Raw genomic sequence first — 18,638 nt, forward strand, 5'->3', positions numbered from 1 at the left:
AGGGATAGGAGGGGGAAAATATGAGCAAAATCATAGAGTTACAAGAAGTAAAAGAACTGCAAGAGCGGTTTAATTCAAGTGCTGAAGAGTTAAATCAACATTTGGAAACATTGCAGCAAAAAATAGAGGACTTTACACAAATTAACTCTTTTCAAGGGAAAGCTGCTGATACTATTAAGAATCATTTATCTACAGTTCATGGAGCTGTTATCACTGGATTTACAGTTACAACGGAAATGTTAAAAAGTCAATTTCAAAAAGCAATAGAGGAGTTTAACAGTGAGGTTGACAGTGATGCAGATGCAAAAATTCATGGAAGTTATTTGGATGATGTAAAGAAAAAAGTTAATGGATATAGTGAGGGATTTAGCCACTCTAATGAAGAGGCGAAAAAAACAGTAGGTACGATTAGTGACATCGTCGCAATTCAATATCCATCATCATCAAGCATCACTGAAGGCGCTGTAAAAAGCCAAAAAGAAATCAGTGAGACATTAGAAAAATTAGAGACTTATAACAGTAAGCAAAGTGACCTGCAAGAGTTTGATGAATTAATGCGTAAGATAGATGAGGGAATGCAACAAATAAAAGTGAATAATGGAAATTTGTCTATCGCTGCAATAGGGAAGCTTATATCTAGCGTGGCAATTGGAAATATCATTAAGGTAATGGCAGATACAATGACCAAATTCGACATTAGTGTTAAGGGAACTAAGGCTCTTTTAGCTTCCTATATACGCATGCATTATGTTAAAAAGAATTATGCTTTAGACGTCCTTTTTGATCCTAAAGGTCGAAAAGGGAAAGGAGTATATGAACTATCGACATTAAAGAAAGAAGATTTGGTTAAAGTAGCAAAAATCCTTACAATGGATAATAATGATGATGTTTTAGTTCGATTTATCAAGAATAAATTAGAATTTGAATTTGGTGATTTAAAAACAACAAATGCACAAATAAAAAAAGCAAGAAAAACCATTTTAAAATTACCAGAGTTTCAAAGTTATCAAGATTTCCACGTTGATTGGGAGAAGAAAGGATTGCCTACTGCAATTGGGGAGAGAGGATTGAGTGCATTTAAGACTGCTTATGCAGACGGTTTAAAGGATTTACATCCTGGAAAATGGAAAGAAATGTTTAAAGGTATGGGGAAACCGGCCACAGTATTGAAAGGAGCAGGTATTTTTGGGGCTGTTGTGTCAGTCGGAGGGAATGTTGTAGACGCTACTAAAGATGATGGTTGGCAGTTACATGATGTAGCTGATATAGCAACAGATTCAGCTGTAGATATTGGAGCAAATGCTGGAGCGATGGCCGCTGGTGCTGTAGCAGGGTCGTTTTTCCTTCCGCCGCTTGGAACTGTGGTTGGAGCTGGTGTTGCCGTAGGACTTACATGGGCAATTAATAAAAAATGGTCTTTTTTAGGAGGAGAAGACAATGCAATTGATCTTGCTAAAAAAGGAGTTAAAAAAGTAACACACAAACTTGGATCTATATTTTGGTAATAAGACTACAAGAAAGGTGCATATAGGTAATGTGGAATATAAAAGAAGAAGATTTAGATAAATTTCGGATGACATGTAAACGTCGATTAAGTCCTGAAGGTGCTTTTGGATTTATGATAGGAACAATAGTGTTTGTTTCAGTAATGATGTTTTTTCTTATTGGTACTTTAGTAACGTTTGGTTGGGACTATTATACTACTTTCTTTGAGAAAACAATCGTTAGAATGGAACTTGTGTTATATAGCTTACAAATAATTTTTTTAATTCTATATTCATTTCCAAAAGCTCGATTTAAATTTCAAAAGTTACAAACATTTGTTGTATTATTATATGCATTTCAATTAGGTACGATATTATTCACGGCTCTAATTCTTCCTGGAATGTCTGATTATACAATTGATCGAATTACATTAGTATATGTAGGTTTCTTATTTTTTGGAGCAGTGATTGTTCATATTGTGACAACGATTGATACGTTTAAACAGGCAAGTGAAGGTGCGTTTAGTATGAATGAAAGATCCGCTTCCTTTTTTAGTAAAACAAAAGGAACTATGATGAAAGTTGCTTCAATATACGCATTAATCCTACTTATTTTGATTTATTTTCATAATGATTATGCGTTTGATACTTTTATTGGGTATGTAATAGGTACTGTTTTAATGTATACGATAGCCATTGGTGCAGCTGAATTTCAGCTATTAGCGTATTGTAGATTTAAATTCCCTTCATTTAACATATCGTGGGAGCAACATAAAAGAGAGACTCCAAGATATCAAAAGAAAAATAAAAAAGGTAAATCAAAACGTAAGGCGTAAAGGAAATGAGTATAGTAGGTTTAAATGTTCGCCATTTACTATAATGTGGAAGGAATATGAAAGAGAGCGTAAGTGACATTTGAAGAAACAAAAGAATATATAGCCAAGAGAAAGAATAGTAAAAGGAGTAGGTATTATGAAAATTCAATATAAAGCATTATCACTTTTAAATTTAATTAGTATTACTCAAATTGTAAAAAAAGAAGATTGGTTATTACCTGCTATCGCACTGAGAAATCAAGTTGTTCATAATGGAATATATGCTGTAGGTCCTGTTCTTTTTAAATATCAGCCATTGGAAAATGAACCAGAGTACGGTGAATATACGTATTCTGTTCCAGTAAATGAGCGTGTTAAATTGGGAGAGAATTCTGCATATGAATACGTTGATGGATTAATTATTGAAGAGGCATTAAGTGTTCGATTTACTGATGAAGATGGTGATATTGAGGAGGCTTATAATTTAATACATGAGTTTGCAGAACAGCATCATATCAAGTTAGATAATGGTTTTTATCACGTATGTTTAGACGTATACGGTGACATGTGGCTAGATATTTATGCTCCTATTAGAGAAGTAGGTGAAACAATAAAATGATAATTGAAGGACAAAGTATTGCATATACAAATGTTGTTTCGAAAGAGTACTATTTTCATTACGAAGATATGGAAGAAGCAATTGAACATTTTATGTCAGAAATTGCAACAGAGAATTTAACAGTAAAAGGTCCGATGTTTTATGCTTTGAAAAATATACCATCTGATGAAAATATGTACGTTGAATTATTCATGCCAGTGAATGAAGATAAAATTCCAGCATCAGAAACACTTCAATTTAGGAGCTATTATTATGTTGATGAGATGCTCATGAAACGATATACGGGAGATTATGAAAAATTAACAGAGCAGGTATATGGTGAAATGCTTCTGTATATGGAGGATAATAATCTGAATTTAGCCTCGCCAATTTATCATGTGTTTAGCGGTGATGAGTCTTTACAGTATGTTGAAGTGAAGATTGCTGTATTTAATGAAGAATAATATTTTAAGCTTGTGGCTTTTAACATATGGAAACATCATGAAATATCATAAAAGAGATAGTTTTGAATAGGGTTTGGGGAAATATCATAAATAAAACCTTCTCTTCTCGTTAGAATGAGGAGGTTTTTCGTTCTCAAATTTATATGTAATTAACTTAATATTTCGACATGCGATTTTCAACGGGCTCATTCTGTATTGGTAGTAGTTACGTGCTATAGTTCGCTTTGTTGCTAGTTTGAAGGGGAAAGTTTATTCAAAAGTCAATTTGTAAAGAGGGGAAGGTGTTATTTTGATTAAGGATCGGAATGTTTCAGAAACAGAGCAAAGTTTTTTTCAAAGGACAATAGTATCTATCTATCAAGCGTTAGAATTTATAATGAAATATACAATGATTCTAATAATAATAATGTCAATATTTGTGATAATTGCTGCTGTTTATTTTAAAATATATGAGGGTATAGGGGCGGGTGTATTCCTCTTAATTTCGTCATTATTTGCATATTTGGTGTTTTTTAAGAAAAGTAAAAATGCCTAAATTAATAGCAAAAATAAAATTCCAAAGATTAACAACTATAATACGTTATTTGAAGAGGGAAAGTTTTGAATATGGCATGAATGTATAACAGTAAGAAAACCTTCTCTTTTCGTTAAAATGAGAAGGTTTTTATTTTTAATCTATATGATTTAAGTAAAGGTAGTTAAAGGTGGAAAACTTGGATATGGAATATAAAAAAAGAAGATTTAGATAAATTTCGGATGATATGTAAACATCGTTGGAGTCCTGAGGATGCTTTAGGATTTATGATAGGAACAATAAGGGAACGTAATGAAACTAAAAATGCCTAGAGTAACTGGTGACAGTATGAAGTTAAAGAGGAAAGCGAAGCAAGATTATGTGAATTATGAAAAGTCTTTTCATAATAATAAATCATTCTAAGGGAGCTGATTTGTTTTGAAGAATGGAAGATCAATTTGCAGCTAAGTTTAAAATGTGGCGGAGTAAGTTGGGGGAATCATAGACGCAAGAAAAAGAAACCGAAACAAATAAGAAAAGAAGCTGTTCAGATAAAACCGATAGTAGAAGAAAAACCACTAAAGAAGAGTAGCAACAAGTTGGTTGATATTCTCCTAGGTATTCTTCTTTTCCCAATTTTTATATGGGCTGTCTTGGAAGGTTCTACAACACAAGTAAGCAAAGGGAAGACTTTCCTTATTATCGTTTTCTTTCTCTTAATTACAATAGGGTTATCTATGATAGGAAACAAATAAGGGGGAGTTCAGATGTTTAAGAAGAAGGAGAAAAAAACATTTACGTTAGATTGGTAAACACACAAGGGGAAATCATTCGAGAGTTTAATTGTACAGAAAAAGACTTGCGAAAAGTAAAAGAAAATCGTACTGAAATTCGTTTGGTTGGAGATAACTCATATGAGATGGTAGCAACCGATGAACAACTAGAAAAATTAGCAAGAGCTGAAGCAGAAATTGAAGCGGAAATTAAGGCATGGGAAGACGCTTTAAATGAGAGTTTGGATGAACGCGAAGAAAGAGAAGCGAGACAGAAGGAATTGAAAGAAAAGAATAAATGGAGTACAAAGAAGAAAGTCATCGTATTTGGACTCATATTCTTTGTATTTATTGGATTACCTATTATCGAAGGGTATCAAAATAGTAAATTAGTTGAAGAAGGTACATCATTAAATGCAGAAATTGTAGGTAGGCATGTAGAGAAGGAATTCATGTTTACACACCCCACATTAGTAGTTGAGGTAGATGGTAAAAAGCATAATGTATGGGTAAGTGAAGAGACATATAACGGAGCAGAGTGGTTAGGTAGACTAAAAGTCATCAAAACAAAAGATGGTAAAGTTGAGAAAGACCCTAGATATGAGGGGGAAGACTTAATTACGAGTTATTAAGCAGTATGTTTTTAATATTCGCTTCTCTCAAATTAAATAACATTATTATTTGCAAAAATCGAATCCATTAAAATAAAAACAAATTTAAAATAACTGTAATAACCTCCTAGCATATTGTTGATGGGAGGTTATCACCTTTTCTGAAGATAAAATTAAAGAGCTTTATTATCTCGATATAATTGTGATGACAGTAATGTTTTTACTAAGTGAGTGCAGTTTCGGGGGAAACAAAAATAGAGTATGAGGGATATGCTTAAGTGAAAGAGAGAGAAGAATATTTAGAGCTTTTGAGGAGAAAGAAGGCTATTTGAACTATCAAAAGTATTCTGATTATGTACGGTAATTAATATAGAGATAATATTATCTGAATATAGTTACACAAAGATGAATGTACTTAAAAAGTTAGGAATGTAATGGGATTTTAGTGAATGAAAATTATTTAAACTGTATAGAAGGTGAAAAGTCAGGATGTGGAATATAAAAGAGGAAGATTTAGAAGCATTTCGGATGACATGCAGAAGGCGTTTAAGTCTTGAAGGTGCGACGGGATTTATGCTCGGAACGATATTTTATACTTCATTATTTATGGTTATTATTTTTATAGGAGGAATAGATTATTATACTACCTTGTTTGATAAGGTAATTGTTAGGATTGAATTAGTGTTATATGGTTTGCAAGTAATGTTTTTAATTCTATATTTATTCCCTAAAGCTCGTTATAAATTTCAAAAATTACAAACGCTCGTTATATTATTATATGCATTTCAACTTGGAACTATCGGATGCACGTTATTTGTTCTTTCTGGAATGATTGAGCATTCAATTGATCTCAATACACGTGTTTATGTAGGTCTATTAGTATTAGGTGGAATTATTGTTCATATTGTGACAACAGTTGATACATTTAAACAAGCAAGCGAAGGTGCATTTAGTAGTGGGGACAAATCAGATTCGTTTTTTAGTAAAACAAAGGGACATGTTATACAAGGTGCTGTAATTTATGTGTTAATTCTTCTTGTTTTGATTTATATAAATAATAATTACTCATTAAACACAATGTTTGGTTATGTTATGTGTAATGTTGTTATGTATGCAGTAGCCATTGGAGCGGCAGAATTCCAACTATTGGCGTACTGTAGATTTAAATTCAAGTCATTTAATATGTCATGGGAAGAGAATGAGAGAATGCGAAAGCGAAATACAAAATCTAAAACGAAAAGTAAATAAGGGTGAAATGTATTACTTTCCAAAAAGGAACATAATGAACTTAAAAATGCCTAGAGAAATCAACGGGGTGTCAGTATGAAGTTAAAGAAGAAAGCCAAGATGATGATAGTTCTGTCAATAGTATCAAGTTTATTAAGTGGATGTGGTTTTGGGGAGACGAAGATAGAGTATGAGAGATTAGTAAAGGCATTGGATGAAGGTGATATGAAGACGGTTATGTCTGCGAGTGATGATGGATATGCATATGTGAAAGAAGAGGTTAGGGATAGCACGTTTGGGGCGGAAAATGATAATCGCATTAGCGTTGTATATCAAACAACAGGAGGAGTATACAATATTAAAGAAAAAAAGTTCTATGGAACAACTTTGCAAGAAATTGCTAGTTCATTAAATAGTGAGCAAAAAAAAGAAGAGATTGTATATAGAACTAGTATTAAATATGAAGATAATCAATCAAAAAGTCCAGATCAAAATTTGGATGTTTCGAATGTTCGATTTATATTTAATAGATTAAAGGGAATAGATAGTTTAAGACCAAAAAAAGATAAAAAAAGATTTAGTGAGTCATCCAAGGTAACATATTACTTAACTGAATCGGAATTTCAAGAAATAATTAATAATAAGTTAAAGGTGGACTACGATAAATTTGATGAAGCAATATTATTAATGGAATTTAGTTCGGCGAAAGATTCAAAAGAAAATCCAATGGAATTCACTACAATAAGCATCACAATGGGATATGAAAAAAAGAATAAAGAAGGCCGATTAATAAGGCATGATCAAAAAATAGCAATCTATTTAAATACTAAAGAAGATAACGATAAAGCTTCTAAAACCCGATATGAGGAGTATAAAAAACAATATTTGAATAATAAGTAATGTATAAAATAAGGGGAAAGGTGTAGTTATGACATGAGTAAAAGGTTAGTTAAAAAAATAGTTATTGTAATGACAGTAACGTTTTTACTAAGCGCGTGCAGTTTCGGGGAAAAAATAGAGTATGAGAGATTAGTAAAGGCATTGGATGAAGGTGATATGAAAACGGTTATGTCTGCGAGTGATGATGGATATGCATATGTGAAAGAAGAGACTAGCGACAGTACTTATGAAGAAAAAGAAGATGGTGAACATAGCAGGATAATATATCAAACAACCCATGGAGTATATAATGTGAAAGAAGACGACTTATATGGGAAAACAACTCAAAAGGTTGTTACTGATATAAAAAATGATAAAAACGTTGGTAGTAATCAAAATTACAAAAAAGAAACGGTCTATAGTACAAATTTAAAAAATGAAAAATCCCGTTCAGTAGCCCAGGATCAAGCTATGAATGTTTCATATGTAAAATTAATGTTTAGAGGATTAAATGAACTTAGTAAATTGAAACCGAGTGAAGATACAAAAAGATCTAGTGAACCGAGCATAATAAGCTATGATTTAACTGAATTGCAGTTTAAAAACATCATGAATGATAAGTTAAATTTAAAATATGATAAATTTGATTCTGCAATATTGATGATTGAATTTAATACGCCTAATAATACAAAAGAAAATCAAATGAGAATAACACAAATAACAATATCGGTAAATTATGAAGAAAAAAAAGAAGATAAGCTTATAAAACGCAATCAAGAGATTTCAACATATTATCATACCAGGGAAGATAATAATCAAAGTTCCAAAAAAGAATATGTAAATTATGAAAAAGAGTATATAAATCAAAAATAATATATTTTAATTGAATTTTGAGAACGATAAATGTTGTGAAGATATGAGTAAAGGGGTAGTAAAAAATAGTTATTGTGATAACAGTTATGTTTTACTGAGCGCGTATAGTTTTGGTAAATCAAAATAGAGTATGAGAGTCTAATAAAGGCATTGGATGAAGGTGACAAGAAGACGGTTATACTTAATTGAAAGAAGAATATTTGGAACTTTTGAGGAAAAAGAACACTACTTGAACCATCAAAAGGCATTCTGATTAGATGATTATGGTAAGAAATATGGTAATAATATACCTAAAAGATTATGTGAATTTAGTTGTACAAAGATTTATGTACTTAAAAATGTTAAGAATGTAATGGGATTTTAGTGAATGAAAATTATTTAAACTGTATAGAAGGTGAAAAACTGAATGTGGAACATAAAAGAAGAAGATTTAGACAAGTTTCGAATGACATGTCAAGGTCGTTTAAGTTCTGAAGGTGCTGCGGGTTTTATGTTTGGAACAATATTTTATATTTCAATATTTATGTTTATTATTTTTGTAGGGGATTTGAATTACTACAATATTTTTTTGACAGAACTATTGTTAAAACTGAAATTGTGTTATTTAGTATTCAAATTATATTTTTAATTATATATCTATTTCCGAAAGCATGTTTTAAATTTCAAAAGTTACAAACGCTCGTTATATTATTATATGCGTTTCAGCTTGGAACGATATTATTTGTAGTTTCGATTGTCTCTGAAATGGCTGACAATTCAACTGGTAGGATGTATACTGGGCTACTATTTGTAGGGGCAGTTATTATTCATATTGTAGCAACGCTAGATACATTTAAACAAGCAAGTGAAGGTGCGTTTAGTAGTGGTGAAAGATCCACCTCTTTTTTTAGTAAGACAAAAGGAGCTATGATTAAGGGGGCTATAATATATGTATTAATACTACTTATTTTGATGTATTTTCAAAATGATTATTCAATTGATTTTTTTGTTATGTATGGAGTAGGAACTGTTTTAATGTATGCGGTTGCAATTGGAGCGGCAGAATTCCAACTATTGGCGTACTGTAGATTTAAATTCAAGTCATTTAATATGTCATGGGCAGAGAATGAGAGAATGCGTGGGAGAATTTGAAAACAAAATAAGAAATTCAAAATGAAAAATAAATAATATATTAATAGAATTTTAGTGTTTGAAAAATAATTGAAACGTATAGAAGGTGAAGAGCCAGGATGTGGAATATAAAAGAAGAAGATTTAGATAAGTTTAGGATGACATGTAATGATCGTTTAAGTCCTGAGGGTGCTATGGTTTTCTTTATTGGAGGGATAGTTTATACTTCAGTATTTATGTTTTTTATTTTTATGGGGGGGTGGATTATTATCATACTTATTTTGATAAAACAATTGTTAAAACTGAAATTGTTTTATATAGCTTACAATTCATCTTTTTAATTCTATATTCATTTCCAAAAGCACGTTATAAATTTCAAAAGTTCCAAACGCTCGTTGTATTATTATATGCATTTCAATTAGGTACAATAACATTTACAGCGTTAGTTCTTCCTGGGATATCTGATTATTCAATTGACCGAATGACTTTAATTTGTGTAGGGTTATTATTTGTAGGAGCAGCTATCGTTCATATTGTGACAACAATTGATACATTTAAACAAGCGAGTGAAGGTGCGTTTAGTAAGGATGAAAGATCCATCTCATTTTTTAGTAAAAGAAAAGGAGATGTGATGAAGTGGGCTACAATATATGCGCTAATCCTGTTTATTTTGATATATTTTCATAATGGTTATGGAATTGATGTTTTAGTTCTTTATGCGGTAGGTATTGTTTTACTGTATACAGTAGCCATTGGAGCGGCAGAATTCCAACTATTGGTGTACTGTAGATTTAAATTCAAGTCATTTAATATGTCATGGGAAGAGAATGAGAGAATGCGAGGGAGAATTCGAAAGCGAAATACAAAATCCAAATCGAAAAGTAAATAAGAGTGAAATAGAATTGAAGTAAATGGAAATTATTTAAACTGTATAGAAGGTGAAATGTCAAGGTGTGGAATATAAAAGAAGAAGATTTAGATAAGTTTCGAATGACATGTAATGATCGTTTAAGTCCTGAAGGGGCTACGGGTTTTATGTTTGGAGGAATACTTTATAGTTCAATAGCCGTTTTTTCTATTATTGTATCAGGTGGTTGGGAGTACTGTATGGTTCTCCTTAACATAGGGGTTGTTAAGCTAGAGGTGTTGGCATATGCTCTGCAAGTAATTTTTTTCGTGCTATATTTATTTCCAAAAGCACAATTTAAATTTCAAAAGCTACAAACAATTGTTGTAATATTAAATGCATTTCAAATGGCACTATATTACTTACAGTTTTAGTTGTTTCTGAAATAGCTAATAATTCAATGGATCGTATTACGTTGAATTATGTATGTTTGCTATATTTAGGAGCGGTAATTTTCCATATTGTAACAACAATAGATACATTTAAATTGGCAAGTGAAGGTGCGTTTAGTATGGATGAGAGGTCTGCTTCTTTCTTTAGTAAAACAAAAGGAAAGATGATGAAGTGGGCTACACTATACGCATTAATCCTTCTTATTTTGATTTATTTTCATAATGATTATGCGTTTGATACTTTTATTGGATATGTAATAGGTACTGTTTTAATGTATACGATAGCAATCGGAGCAGCTGAATTTCAGCTATTAGCATATTGCAGGTTTAAATTTCCGTCATTTAATAAAACGTGGGAGCAACATAAAAGAGAAACTCCAAGATATCAAAAGAAAAATAAAAAAAGTAAATCGAAACGTAAGGCATAAAGAAAGTGTGTATTGTAAGTTTTGATGATAGAAAAGTAATTATTTACAGGAGAGTATTTTAACTTTTAAAAGAAAATTTAATTATGTAAGGTGATTAAAGTGATTAGAAGGTTATCTGATCGAAAGTGTAGAGAGAGTAGTGTGATGATGAAATGAACAAAAAAAGGGTTTTTAAAATGATTAGTATCATAATAACAATCAGCTTACTACAAGCATGTAGTTTTTTTGAAAAAAAGATAGAGTATGAGCCATTTGTCAAAGCTTTGGATGAAGGTGACATGAAAAAGGTTATGTCCGCTAGTGATGATGGATATGCGTATGTGAAACAAAGAGGTATATATAGTACATATGAGCAAAAGGAAGATGGAGAGCACAGTAAAACAATTTATCAAACTTCGAAAGGTATATATAATACGAAAGATAAAAGTTTATATGGAAATACAACACAAGAAATTACCTCGAAAGTAGATAATAAAAATTATAGAGAAGAAGTTAATTATAGTACAAATATTAGTTATGAGAATGGACAGGTACAAAGTACGGATTCAAGTCTGGATGTTTCATACGTGAACTTAATTGTAGATCGTTTAAAAGGGATTGGGAAACTAAAGATGAAGCCAGGAGATGATATAAAAAAGTTTGGTCAGCCTAGTACTGTTGGATATAAACTAACTGAATCAGAGTTTCAAAGTATTATTAATGATAAGTTGAAAATACAATATGATGAATATGGTGGTGGATCGATCGCACTGCATATTGAGTTTACAAAGGGTTCAGAGCAGATATTGGAAGTAAGTATTGTAATAAATTATAAGAAAAGAAATGATGAAGGCAAGTTAGTAAAATACATATCACAAATACATACATCTTTTGATAGTCACCAAGGTAATAACCAAGATGCGAAACAGGAATATATTGATTTTAAAGCAAAGTATAATAAGACGCAGTAATATTTAGAAGGGCATTTGTACGGAAAGATAATAGCGACATAATTGTGATAAATGTTTCATAAATATAGTGGAAAGAATTTGAGGATAAACGCCCCAATTGCTGGAGTAGATGCAACAATTGGGGCGTTTATCCCGCTTTAATGGGCAGTAAGACCCCCACCTCAAAATGCAGCGAAAGCAAAGAAGTTAGGTGGGGGATCAACTGCCCATAAAAGTCCGATTGGTTCAACTAATAATCAGTGGGGGATGGAGAAAACCCCCCACTGATTAAAGTTTCACTTTATCTGTCTAAATTTAGTTTGAATGCATACCATTTTTTAGTTAGAGTCCTCGCTCCTCAAGTAGTTTCTTCATAATAACGGTGTGAAGTTTTTGTGTAATCGGCTTTTATTGCTAAGTTACAACTATTTTCGTTTATAGAGTATCTCTTATTATCGATACATCGTCCACATACCAATATCTTTAAACCCTAGTCGTTTATAAATTCGTCCAGCAGCTGGATTGTTATAAAATAAACAAAGTGTTCGGCCTTCTTTCGTAAAGTCTTGGATCATTTTTTGTAATATGAGTGAAGCGTAGCCATTTCCGCGATAATTCGGGTGTGTACATACACCAACTACCATAGCGGATAATGAATTTTCAGCGGAAGTAGAGGCGGATGCGATGATCACGCCATCTTTTTCAATATAGTATGTGCGTCCTGTATTTGTTTCGATAGCCTGCCTTAATATTTTCTCTGATTCATTAGTAGTCGGAAATTCAGCGATGTCACTTCGTAATTTCATAATTCGTTCTATATCATCGAGTGAGGCAAGTTTAATTGTTTCATAAATTGGTGTGTTAGGTAAGTTGTTGTCATTTAGACATTCGCAAAAATACATTTCATTTTTGGCGCCTAGTTGTACACTTGGAGCAGTTTCAAATCTTTCTACAATAGTTGACTTGCCAGAGAGTTTAAGTGGCTTATATGCGGAAAGAAGTGCCTCATAATCAGTGGTAACAAAGTCTTCTTTACTATATGGTATAAATGAATCGTGGAATCGGAGTAAAATTGATTTTAATGTTCCATTCTCTTTAAATACTCCCCATAGTTCTTGAAAATCTGTGTCATAACCGAAAGCTTCAATATCTCCAATAATAAACAAGTTAAGGGCTGCTTCTTCTTTTAGGTAAGCGAATACTTGTTCATGATCTTTCTTTGTTAATTTTCGCATCATAATGAATCGACCTCTTTTTTATTTTTCTAAATATTACAACTTAAGTTTTTTGAAATCAATATAAAATTTTATGTTTAGTTCACAAACTTTCGGAAAAACTAGGAAAGATATGACAAAGGAGGTTATGAACGGTGGATCATCCAATTCAAGGGTTAATGAAAGCAGCAATGGAAAATTTAAAAGAAATGGTTGATGTAAATACGATTGTTGGAGAGCCTGTTCAAACGGCTGACGGTGGTGTGGTGTTAACGGTTTCTAAAGTAGCGTTCGGTTTTGGAGCAGGAGGTTCTGATTTCCAAACGAATGATGGACAAAGAGCGAACGGTAACGCTGCATTTGGTGGCGGTAGCGCGGGTGGTGTTTCTATTACACCAGTAGCATTTCTTGTGGTGAATAAAGATGGAGTAAATATTCTTCATCTACAAAATGCGACACATTTAGCAGAAAAAATGATTGAATTAGCTCCACAAACAATTGATAAAATTCAATCGATGTTCCAAAAAGAAGAAAAGAAAGAGGGAAATCATCATCCTCAAAACCCTGATGAAATCCTTTAAAAACGCCTGCTTATGAGCAGGCGTTTTTTCTTGTAATCACTATGTAATAAAACACATGAAATTGTAAATAGTTTTTGAAGTTTTTTCTATGTTTCTAAAATTTTTCATGTTAAAATATGCTATAGAATTGAAACATATAAAACGAAGGTGGCTAGGTGCTTTGTCTGGAGGATCTGACCAAGTAAAGAATATGATATATATTAATGGTAATCGTCGAGGTCATTGTTTTATTACATCAGGAATTACGTTTAAAGAGTTTGCGAGTAACATCCCTTCACCGCTTCATCAAGTGTTGCTTTTGAAGCACAACTTCGAATGGACGGATTTTCATTATCATACTTTATTTGAATATGTTGAGGAAGAAAATATACATAAGTTAATTCAAGCAGAGATTGATGAATTTGATGAATTTTGTTGGGTAGATTTTGATGATGCAAGCGATTTAGATGAATTAGAGCCGAAAGAAATTGCAGAATTATTATATTTGGCTCACAAAAAAGAACCACTTGCAAGAACATTCTTTCCGCTGTTGAAAAATAGATTTGTTTATTTTTCACATGATGACGGATGGTACAACAAAGTGTATTATCGTAGAATTGCTGATTTTGTAGGAATGTTAAGTAAAGTCATTCCGTATAAACTCGGTGCTTTCGGTAAGAAACGTTTTTCTTTCTTCCAAAAATCAAAAATTTTCCCAGCGATTTCAAAAGAATTGATTATGGGACTTATTCCACTAATGGAAGATGGTCTTTACATAGATCTAGCAGGGAAGATTGAGTCAAGAAGAGGTCTTGAAATTCCGGTATATGTAGTTGGTTCGTATGAAAGTACGGATGAGGTGTTAGATAATATCGATGAATTGAAAGAGGAAGCAACAGAAACAGGTTGGCTCATTTTTGATAAGAAAGAACAAGAGTGGCAATGGGTTGTTGACTAAGAAAACTTGGCGTATGAAGTCAAGTTTTCTTGTCATTTGAAAGGAGTACAAATGAAGAAATATTATACAATTGTGGGTATTATAAGTATTATTCTCGTGGCAATATTACTTATAACTTGTCCGAAAGAATCAGATTTTAAAGTGTATGTACAGGATAAGTATGCATTGAATTGTAACGAGAGTAGTTTTGAATGCACGCAAAATGTAGATGGTAAAAAAGAAAAACTACAATTTGAAAGTACAGATGCACGAAATGGTGTATTCTTTATGACTGTAAAGCAAACATTTAAAACAGAAGCTGGTGTTTCAAAAGAATATAGCGGAGTAGGAATGTTTGGTACATTTCTTTTTGTTTCAGAGAAGACTTTCTAGTAATAGAAGGTCTTTTTTTTATGCTTATGTTCATATAGATGAAGTAAGACAAGCATAGGAGGGATAGCGATGAAGAATACATGTATCGTTTGCGGTGGTGAGGAGTTTTTTTCCTCAACGTTATATGCACGTACGAAACAAGATTGGGCATATGCGCCAAACATGTACCGTTTTGAAAAGGTTTTTATTGAGCATAGGGATGAAGAAAATTATCCAGTGTTTCAAGAAATTACAGCGAAACATTGCTGTGGATGCGGTCATATTATGTTGTATCACGAATGAACACACCAAGTATAACTTGGTGTGTTTTTTAAAACGCTGACAAAGCAAGGGGATAAAGTAAAGTAAATAAAACAGAAAAACTACCAAAACCAATTGCTGTATATCCAAGTGTTCTTGCTCCGAAATTGACAGCTAATAGGCCAACTAAAATTGCTAGGGAGCCGAGCGTAACTGGATAAAAAGCAATGGAGAATAACGAAAGAAATAAAGCGACATAGCCTACCATTGCGCCGGTATTTGTACCTTCTATTTCATTTGCAATTTCTTTACGCTTATGTCTAATTGGAATGCCAGCTGGTGATATTTCAGCAGCATACTCTTCGTTTTTTTCACCACTTTTAAAATGATGATTTCTCTTTCTTCGCATGTACATCCCTCTCTTTCAATTGGGTGTATCTATAGTATCTTTCAAAATGAGAAGAGCATGAGTATGAGTTAAACCCAAGTAAAGCAAAAAATGGAGAATACGTATTCCATCGTTAACATATCCATCTCCTATTGAAGATAGAGTGTGGGATTTTTTTCACTAGGACTGATTATCAGCCAGCAACAATTGGATTTTTATTAGCAGTTCTCTCCCATTAACTGGTCCGCATCCATTGAATTTTGAGGTAGGTGTCTTACTACAAGCGGGATAAAACAGGAATTTTGGAAAATGATGTAGAATGAAATGAGTGATAAAGCGTGAAGGTAGGGGAATGTATGACGAAATTTAATTGGCATGAATCAGCAGAAAAGAAATGGGATAGTAGTGCAGAGTTTTGGAATCAAAATAGTCAAGAGATGTGGGACAGCGGGAGTAGGAGCACAATTATTCCGTTTTTTGAACAATACGTGAAGAAAGAAGCACTAGTGCTCGATGTTGGTTGTGGTGATGGGTACGGTACATATAAATTAAGTCGCGCAGGCTATAAAGCAGTGGGAGTAGATTTATCGGAAGTGATGATTCAAAAAGGTAAGGAGCGCGGGGAAGGACCAAATTTATCTTTTATAAAAGGAGATCTTTCTGCATTACCATTTGAAAATGAGCAATTTGAATCAATTATGGCAATTAATTCTTTAGAATGGACGGAAGAGCCATTACGAGCGTTAAATGAAATAAAGCGTGTGTTAAAGAAAGATGGATATGCATGTATTGCAATTTTAGGACCGACAGCAAAGCCACGAGAGAATAGTTATCCTCGCTTGTACGGAAAAGACGTTGTTTGTAATACAATGATGCCTTGGGAATTTGAACAGTTAGCGAAAGAACAAGGTTTTAAAGTTGTAGATGGCATCGGCGTATATAAGCGCGGAGTAAATGAGAAGATGTTAGGTCAACTACCTACAGAGTTGCAACAATCGTTAACATTCTTATGGGTATTTATGTTAAAAAACGTATAAAGAAATGAAAGAATTTTTAGGAGGTAAATAAGTGCAGAAAATACAAAAAACTGATACAATATCATCAGAACCAATTAAAGGGGGACTAGGGTATATGACAACTACTACAACAGTGAAATCCGATATTGAAATCGCACAAGAAGCGAGTATGAAGAAGATTCAAGAAATTGCAGCTGATTTAAATATTTTAGAAGATGAATTAGAGCCATACGGGCATTATAAAGGTAAGTTATCTCTTGATATTTTTAAGCGCTTACAAGATGAGAAAGACGGTAAAGTTGTTTTAGTAACAGCAATTAACCCAACTCCAGCTGGAGAAGGTAAATCAACAGTAACAGTTGGTTTAGGTCAAGCTTTTAACAAAATTGGTAAGAAAACAGTAATTGCACTTCGTGAACCATCTCTTGGACCGACGATGGGATTAAAAGGTGGAGCAGCAGGTGGCGGTTTTTCACAAGTCGTACCAATGGAAGACATTAACCTTCACTTTACTGGAGATATCCATGCGATCACAACTGCCAATAACGCATTAGCAGCGTTTATTGATAATCATATCCAACAAGGAAACCCACTTGGAATTGATACACGTAAAATTGTTTGGAAACGCTGTGTTGACTTAAATGATCGTGCCCTTCGTAACGTAGTAATTGGTCTTGGTGGACCTGTACAAGGTGTACCACGTGAAGACGGTTTTGACATTACAGTAGCATCTGAAATTATGGCCGTGTTCTGCCTTGCAACAGATATTCAAGACTTAAAAGCACGTCTATCTCGCATCGTAGTTGCTTATAACTTTGCAAATCAACCTGTAACGGTTAAAGATTTAGGTGTAGAAGGTGCGTTAACACTATTATTAAAAGACGCATTAAAGCCGAACTTAGTACAAACGTTAGAAAATACACCAGCTATCATTCATGGCGGACCATTTGCGAATATCGCTCACGGTTGTAACAGTGTTATCGCTACAACAATGGCAGCAAAATTAGGTGATTATGTTATTACAGAAGCTGGATTCGGTGCTGATTTAGGCGCTGAGAAGTTTTTAGATATTAAAGCTCGTGCAGCTGGCATTAAACCAGAAGCAGTTGTTATTGTTGCGACGATTCGTGCGCTTAAAATGCATGGCGGCGTTGCAAAAGATCAATTAAAAGAAGAAAATGTAGATGCATTAGCAAAAGGTATGGAAAACTTACAGAAGCATGTTGAAACAATTCAAAGCTTCGGTGTGCCTTTCGTAATTGCAATTAATAAATTCATTACAGATACAGATGCAGAAGTTACATACTTACAAGAGTGGTGTAATGAGCGTGGCTATGCAGTATCCTTAACAGAAGTTTGGGAGAAAGGTGGCCAAGGCGGAGTTGACCTTGCTGAAAAAGTACTAAAAGAAATCGAAAAAGGTGAAAACAACTACGCACCACTTTATGAATTAGAATTACCATTAGAAGAAAAAATTCGTACAATTGCTCAAAAGGTATATGGCGCAAAAGATATTGAATTTGCTCCGAAAGCACGTAAGCAATTAGCTCAATATGAAGGAGAAGGTTGGAGTAACCTACCAGTTTGTATGGCGAAAACACAATACTCTCTTTCTGACGATGCAACAAAATTAGGTCGTCCATCTGACTTTATCGTTACAATTCGTGAGTTAAAACCATCTATCGGTGCAGGCTTTATCGTTGCGTTAACAGGTACAATGTTAACAATGCCAGGTCTTCCAAAACAGCCAGCAGCACTTCAAATGGATGTAAATGAAGATGGAAAAGCAGTAGGTTTATTCTAAAAGGTTGTAATTCATCTCGTTTATCTGTAAACTATATATACATCAAGTGGCGCCTTTCCATCGAAAGGCGCCTGTTTTTTGG

20 protein-coding genes and 3 pseudogenes are annotated in these 18,638 nt (G+C 33.1%); 21 read left to right on the forward strand and 2 right to left on the reverse strand.

Going from position 1 to position 18,638, the window contains the following annotated elements:
• Nucleotides 1-20 precede the first annotated feature (20 nt).
• The 15 genes and pseudogenes from AC0OM3_RS23025 (at nt 21) to AC0OM3_RS23095 (ending at nt 12,025) form a co-directional block, all read left to right on the forward strand.
• Complete coding sequence (locus AC0OM3_RS23025; protein ID WP_000034623.1) at nt 21-1,505, forward strand: T7SS effector LXG polymorphic toxin; 1,485 nt, start codon at nt 21-23, stop codon at nt 1,503-1,505.
• A 29-nt stretch (nt 1,506-1,534) separates the two neighbouring features.
• Nucleotides 1,535-2,320 (forward strand): hypothetical protein, encoded by a 786-nt coding sequence (locus AC0OM3_RS23030; protein ID WP_000267115.1) that lies wholly within the window; start codon nt 1,535-1,537, stop codon nt 2,318-2,320.
• A 136-nt stretch (nt 2,321-2,456) separates the two neighbouring features.
• Nucleotides 2,457-2,918 carry a DUF5085 family protein gene (locus AC0OM3_RS23035; protein ID WP_000701786.1) on the forward strand — a complete coding sequence of 154 codons (462 nt, stop codon included), beginning with the start codon at nt 2,457-2,459 and terminating at the stop codon, nt 2,916-2,918.
• The gene (locus AC0OM3_RS23040; RefSeq protein WP_000582719.1) at nt 2,915-3,361 is read left to right on the forward strand and encodes a DUF5085 family protein; all 447 of its coding nucleotides are present in this window, start codon (nt 2,915-2,917) and stop codon (nt 3,359-3,361) included. The genes AC0OM3_RS23035 and AC0OM3_RS23040 overlap by 4 nt, the downstream gene beginning before the upstream one ends.
• A gap of 289 nt (nt 3,362-3,650) precedes the next feature.
• The gene (locus AC0OM3_RS23045) at nt 3,651-3,896 is read left to right on the forward strand and encodes a hypothetical protein (RefSeq protein ID WP_000588631.1); all 246 of its coding nucleotides are present in this window, start codon (nt 3,651-3,653) and stop codon (nt 3,894-3,896) included.
• A gap of 437 nt (nt 3,897-4,333) precedes the next feature.
• Nucleotides 4,334-4,630, forward strand: coding sequence for a hypothetical protein (locus AC0OM3_RS23050; RefSeq protein ID WP_001177229.1), 297 nt, complete (start codon nt 4,334-4,336; stop codon nt 4,628-4,630).
• 50 nt (nt 4,631-4,680) lie between these two features.
• Entirely contained in the window at nt 4,681-5,280 is a 600-nt protein-coding gene (locus AC0OM3_RS23055) for a hypothetical protein (RefSeq protein WP_231122443.1), read from the forward strand.
• Between the two features lie 468 nt (nt 5,281-5,748).
• Entirely contained in the window at nt 5,749-6,507 is a 759-nt protein-coding gene (locus AC0OM3_RS23060) for a hypothetical protein (protein ID WP_000267149.1), read from the forward strand.
• Nucleotides 6,508-6,582: 75 nt separating this feature from the next.
• A complete protein-coding gene (locus AC0OM3_RS23065; RefSeq protein WP_000768465.1) occupies nt 6,583-7,386 on the forward strand; it encodes a DUF3952 domain-containing protein in 804 nt (267 codons plus the stop codon).
• Nucleotides 7,387-7,419: 33 nt separating this feature from the next.
• Complete coding sequence (locus AC0OM3_RS23070) at nt 7,420-8,238, forward strand: DUF3952 domain-containing protein (protein WP_000044422.1); 819 nt, start codon at nt 7,420-7,422, stop codon at nt 8,236-8,238.
• Between the two features lie 141 nt (nt 8,239-8,379).
• Entirely contained in the window at nt 8,380-8,427 is a 48-nt protein-coding gene (locus AC0OM3_RS23075) for a hypothetical protein (RefSeq protein WP_229163603.1), read from the forward strand.
• 217 nt (nt 8,428-8,644) lie between these two features.
• Nucleotides 8,645-9,369, forward strand: a pseudogene (locus AC0OM3_RS23080) (hypothetical protein).
• A 98-nt stretch (nt 9,370-9,467) separates the two neighbouring features.
• Nucleotides 9,468-10,237, forward strand: a pseudogene (locus AC0OM3_RS23085) (hypothetical protein).
• A gap of 62 nt (nt 10,238-10,299) precedes the next feature.
• Nucleotides 10,300-11,075, forward strand: a pseudogene (locus AC0OM3_RS23090) (hypothetical protein).
• Nucleotides 11,076-11,251: 176 nt separating this feature from the next.
• Nucleotides 11,252-12,025: a DUF3952 domain-containing protein gene (locus tag AC0OM3_RS23095; protein WP_061884100.1), complete on the forward strand. Its 774-nt coding sequence runs from the start codon at nt 11,252-11,254 to the stop codon at nt 12,023-12,025.
• 431 nt (nt 12,026-12,456) lie between these two features.
• Here AC0OM3_RS23095 and AC0OM3_RS23100 read toward each other — a convergent pair whose 3' ends face one another.
• Nucleotides 12,457-13,242 carry a GNAT family N-acetyltransferase gene (locus AC0OM3_RS23100; protein WP_061884101.1) on the reverse strand — a complete coding sequence of 262 codons (786 nt, stop codon included), beginning with the start codon at nt 13,240-13,242 and terminating at the stop codon, nt 12,457-12,459.
• Between the two features lie 131 nt (nt 13,243-13,373).
• On the opposite strand from AC0OM3_RS23100, the gene ytfJ reads away from it, so the two are divergent.
• From ytfJ to AC0OM3_RS23120, 4 genes are all read left to right on the forward strand, one after another.
• Nucleotides 13,374-13,799, forward strand: a complete 426-nt coding sequence (ytfJ, locus tag AC0OM3_RS23105) for a GerW family sporulation protein (RefSeq protein ID WP_000349986.1) — start codon at nt 13,374-13,376, stop codon at nt 13,797-13,799.
• 160 nt (nt 13,800-13,959) lie between these two features.
• A complete protein-coding gene (locus AC0OM3_RS23110) occupies nt 13,960-14,736 on the forward strand; it encodes an oxalate:formate antiporter (protein WP_000014087.1) in 777 nt (258 codons plus the stop codon).
• A 51-nt stretch (nt 14,737-14,787) separates the two neighbouring features.
• The gene (locus AC0OM3_RS23115) at nt 14,788-15,108 is read left to right on the forward strand and encodes a hypothetical protein (RefSeq protein ID WP_000761174.1); all 321 of its coding nucleotides are present in this window, start codon (nt 14,788-14,790) and stop codon (nt 15,106-15,108) included.
• A 69-nt stretch (nt 15,109-15,177) separates the two neighbouring features.
• Nucleotides 15,178-15,390 (forward strand): hypothetical protein, encoded by a 213-nt coding sequence (locus AC0OM3_RS23120; protein WP_000798747.1) that lies wholly within the window; start codon nt 15,178-15,180, stop codon nt 15,388-15,390.
• Between the two features lie 28 nt (nt 15,391-15,418).
• Here the strand turns inward: AC0OM3_RS23120 and AC0OM3_RS23125 are convergent, their stop codons facing one another.
• Nucleotides 15,419-15,757: a hypothetical protein gene (locus tag AC0OM3_RS23125; protein ID WP_001253201.1), complete on the reverse strand. Its 339-nt coding sequence runs from the start codon at nt 15,755-15,757 to the stop codon at nt 15,419-15,421.
• 335 nt (nt 15,758-16,092) lie between these two features.
• Between AC0OM3_RS23125 and AC0OM3_RS23130 the strand changes: the two genes are divergently transcribed.
• Both AC0OM3_RS23130 and AC0OM3_RS23135 read left to right on the forward strand, forming a co-directional pair.
• The gene (locus AC0OM3_RS23130) at nt 16,093-16,773 is read left to right on the forward strand and encodes a class I SAM-dependent methyltransferase (protein WP_000160041.1); all 681 of its coding nucleotides are present in this window, start codon (nt 16,093-16,095) and stop codon (nt 16,771-16,773) included.
• Nucleotides 16,774-16,867: 94 nt separating this feature from the next.
• Nucleotides 16,868-18,556 carry a formate--tetrahydrofolate ligase gene (locus tag AC0OM3_RS23135; protein ID WP_033672993.1) on the forward strand — a complete coding sequence of 563 codons (1,689 nt, stop codon included), beginning with the start codon at nt 16,868-16,870 and terminating at the stop codon, nt 18,554-18,556.
• Nucleotides 18,557-18,638 lie beyond the last annotated feature (82 nt).

The organism is Bacillus sp. FAU20, from assembly GCF_056033865.1.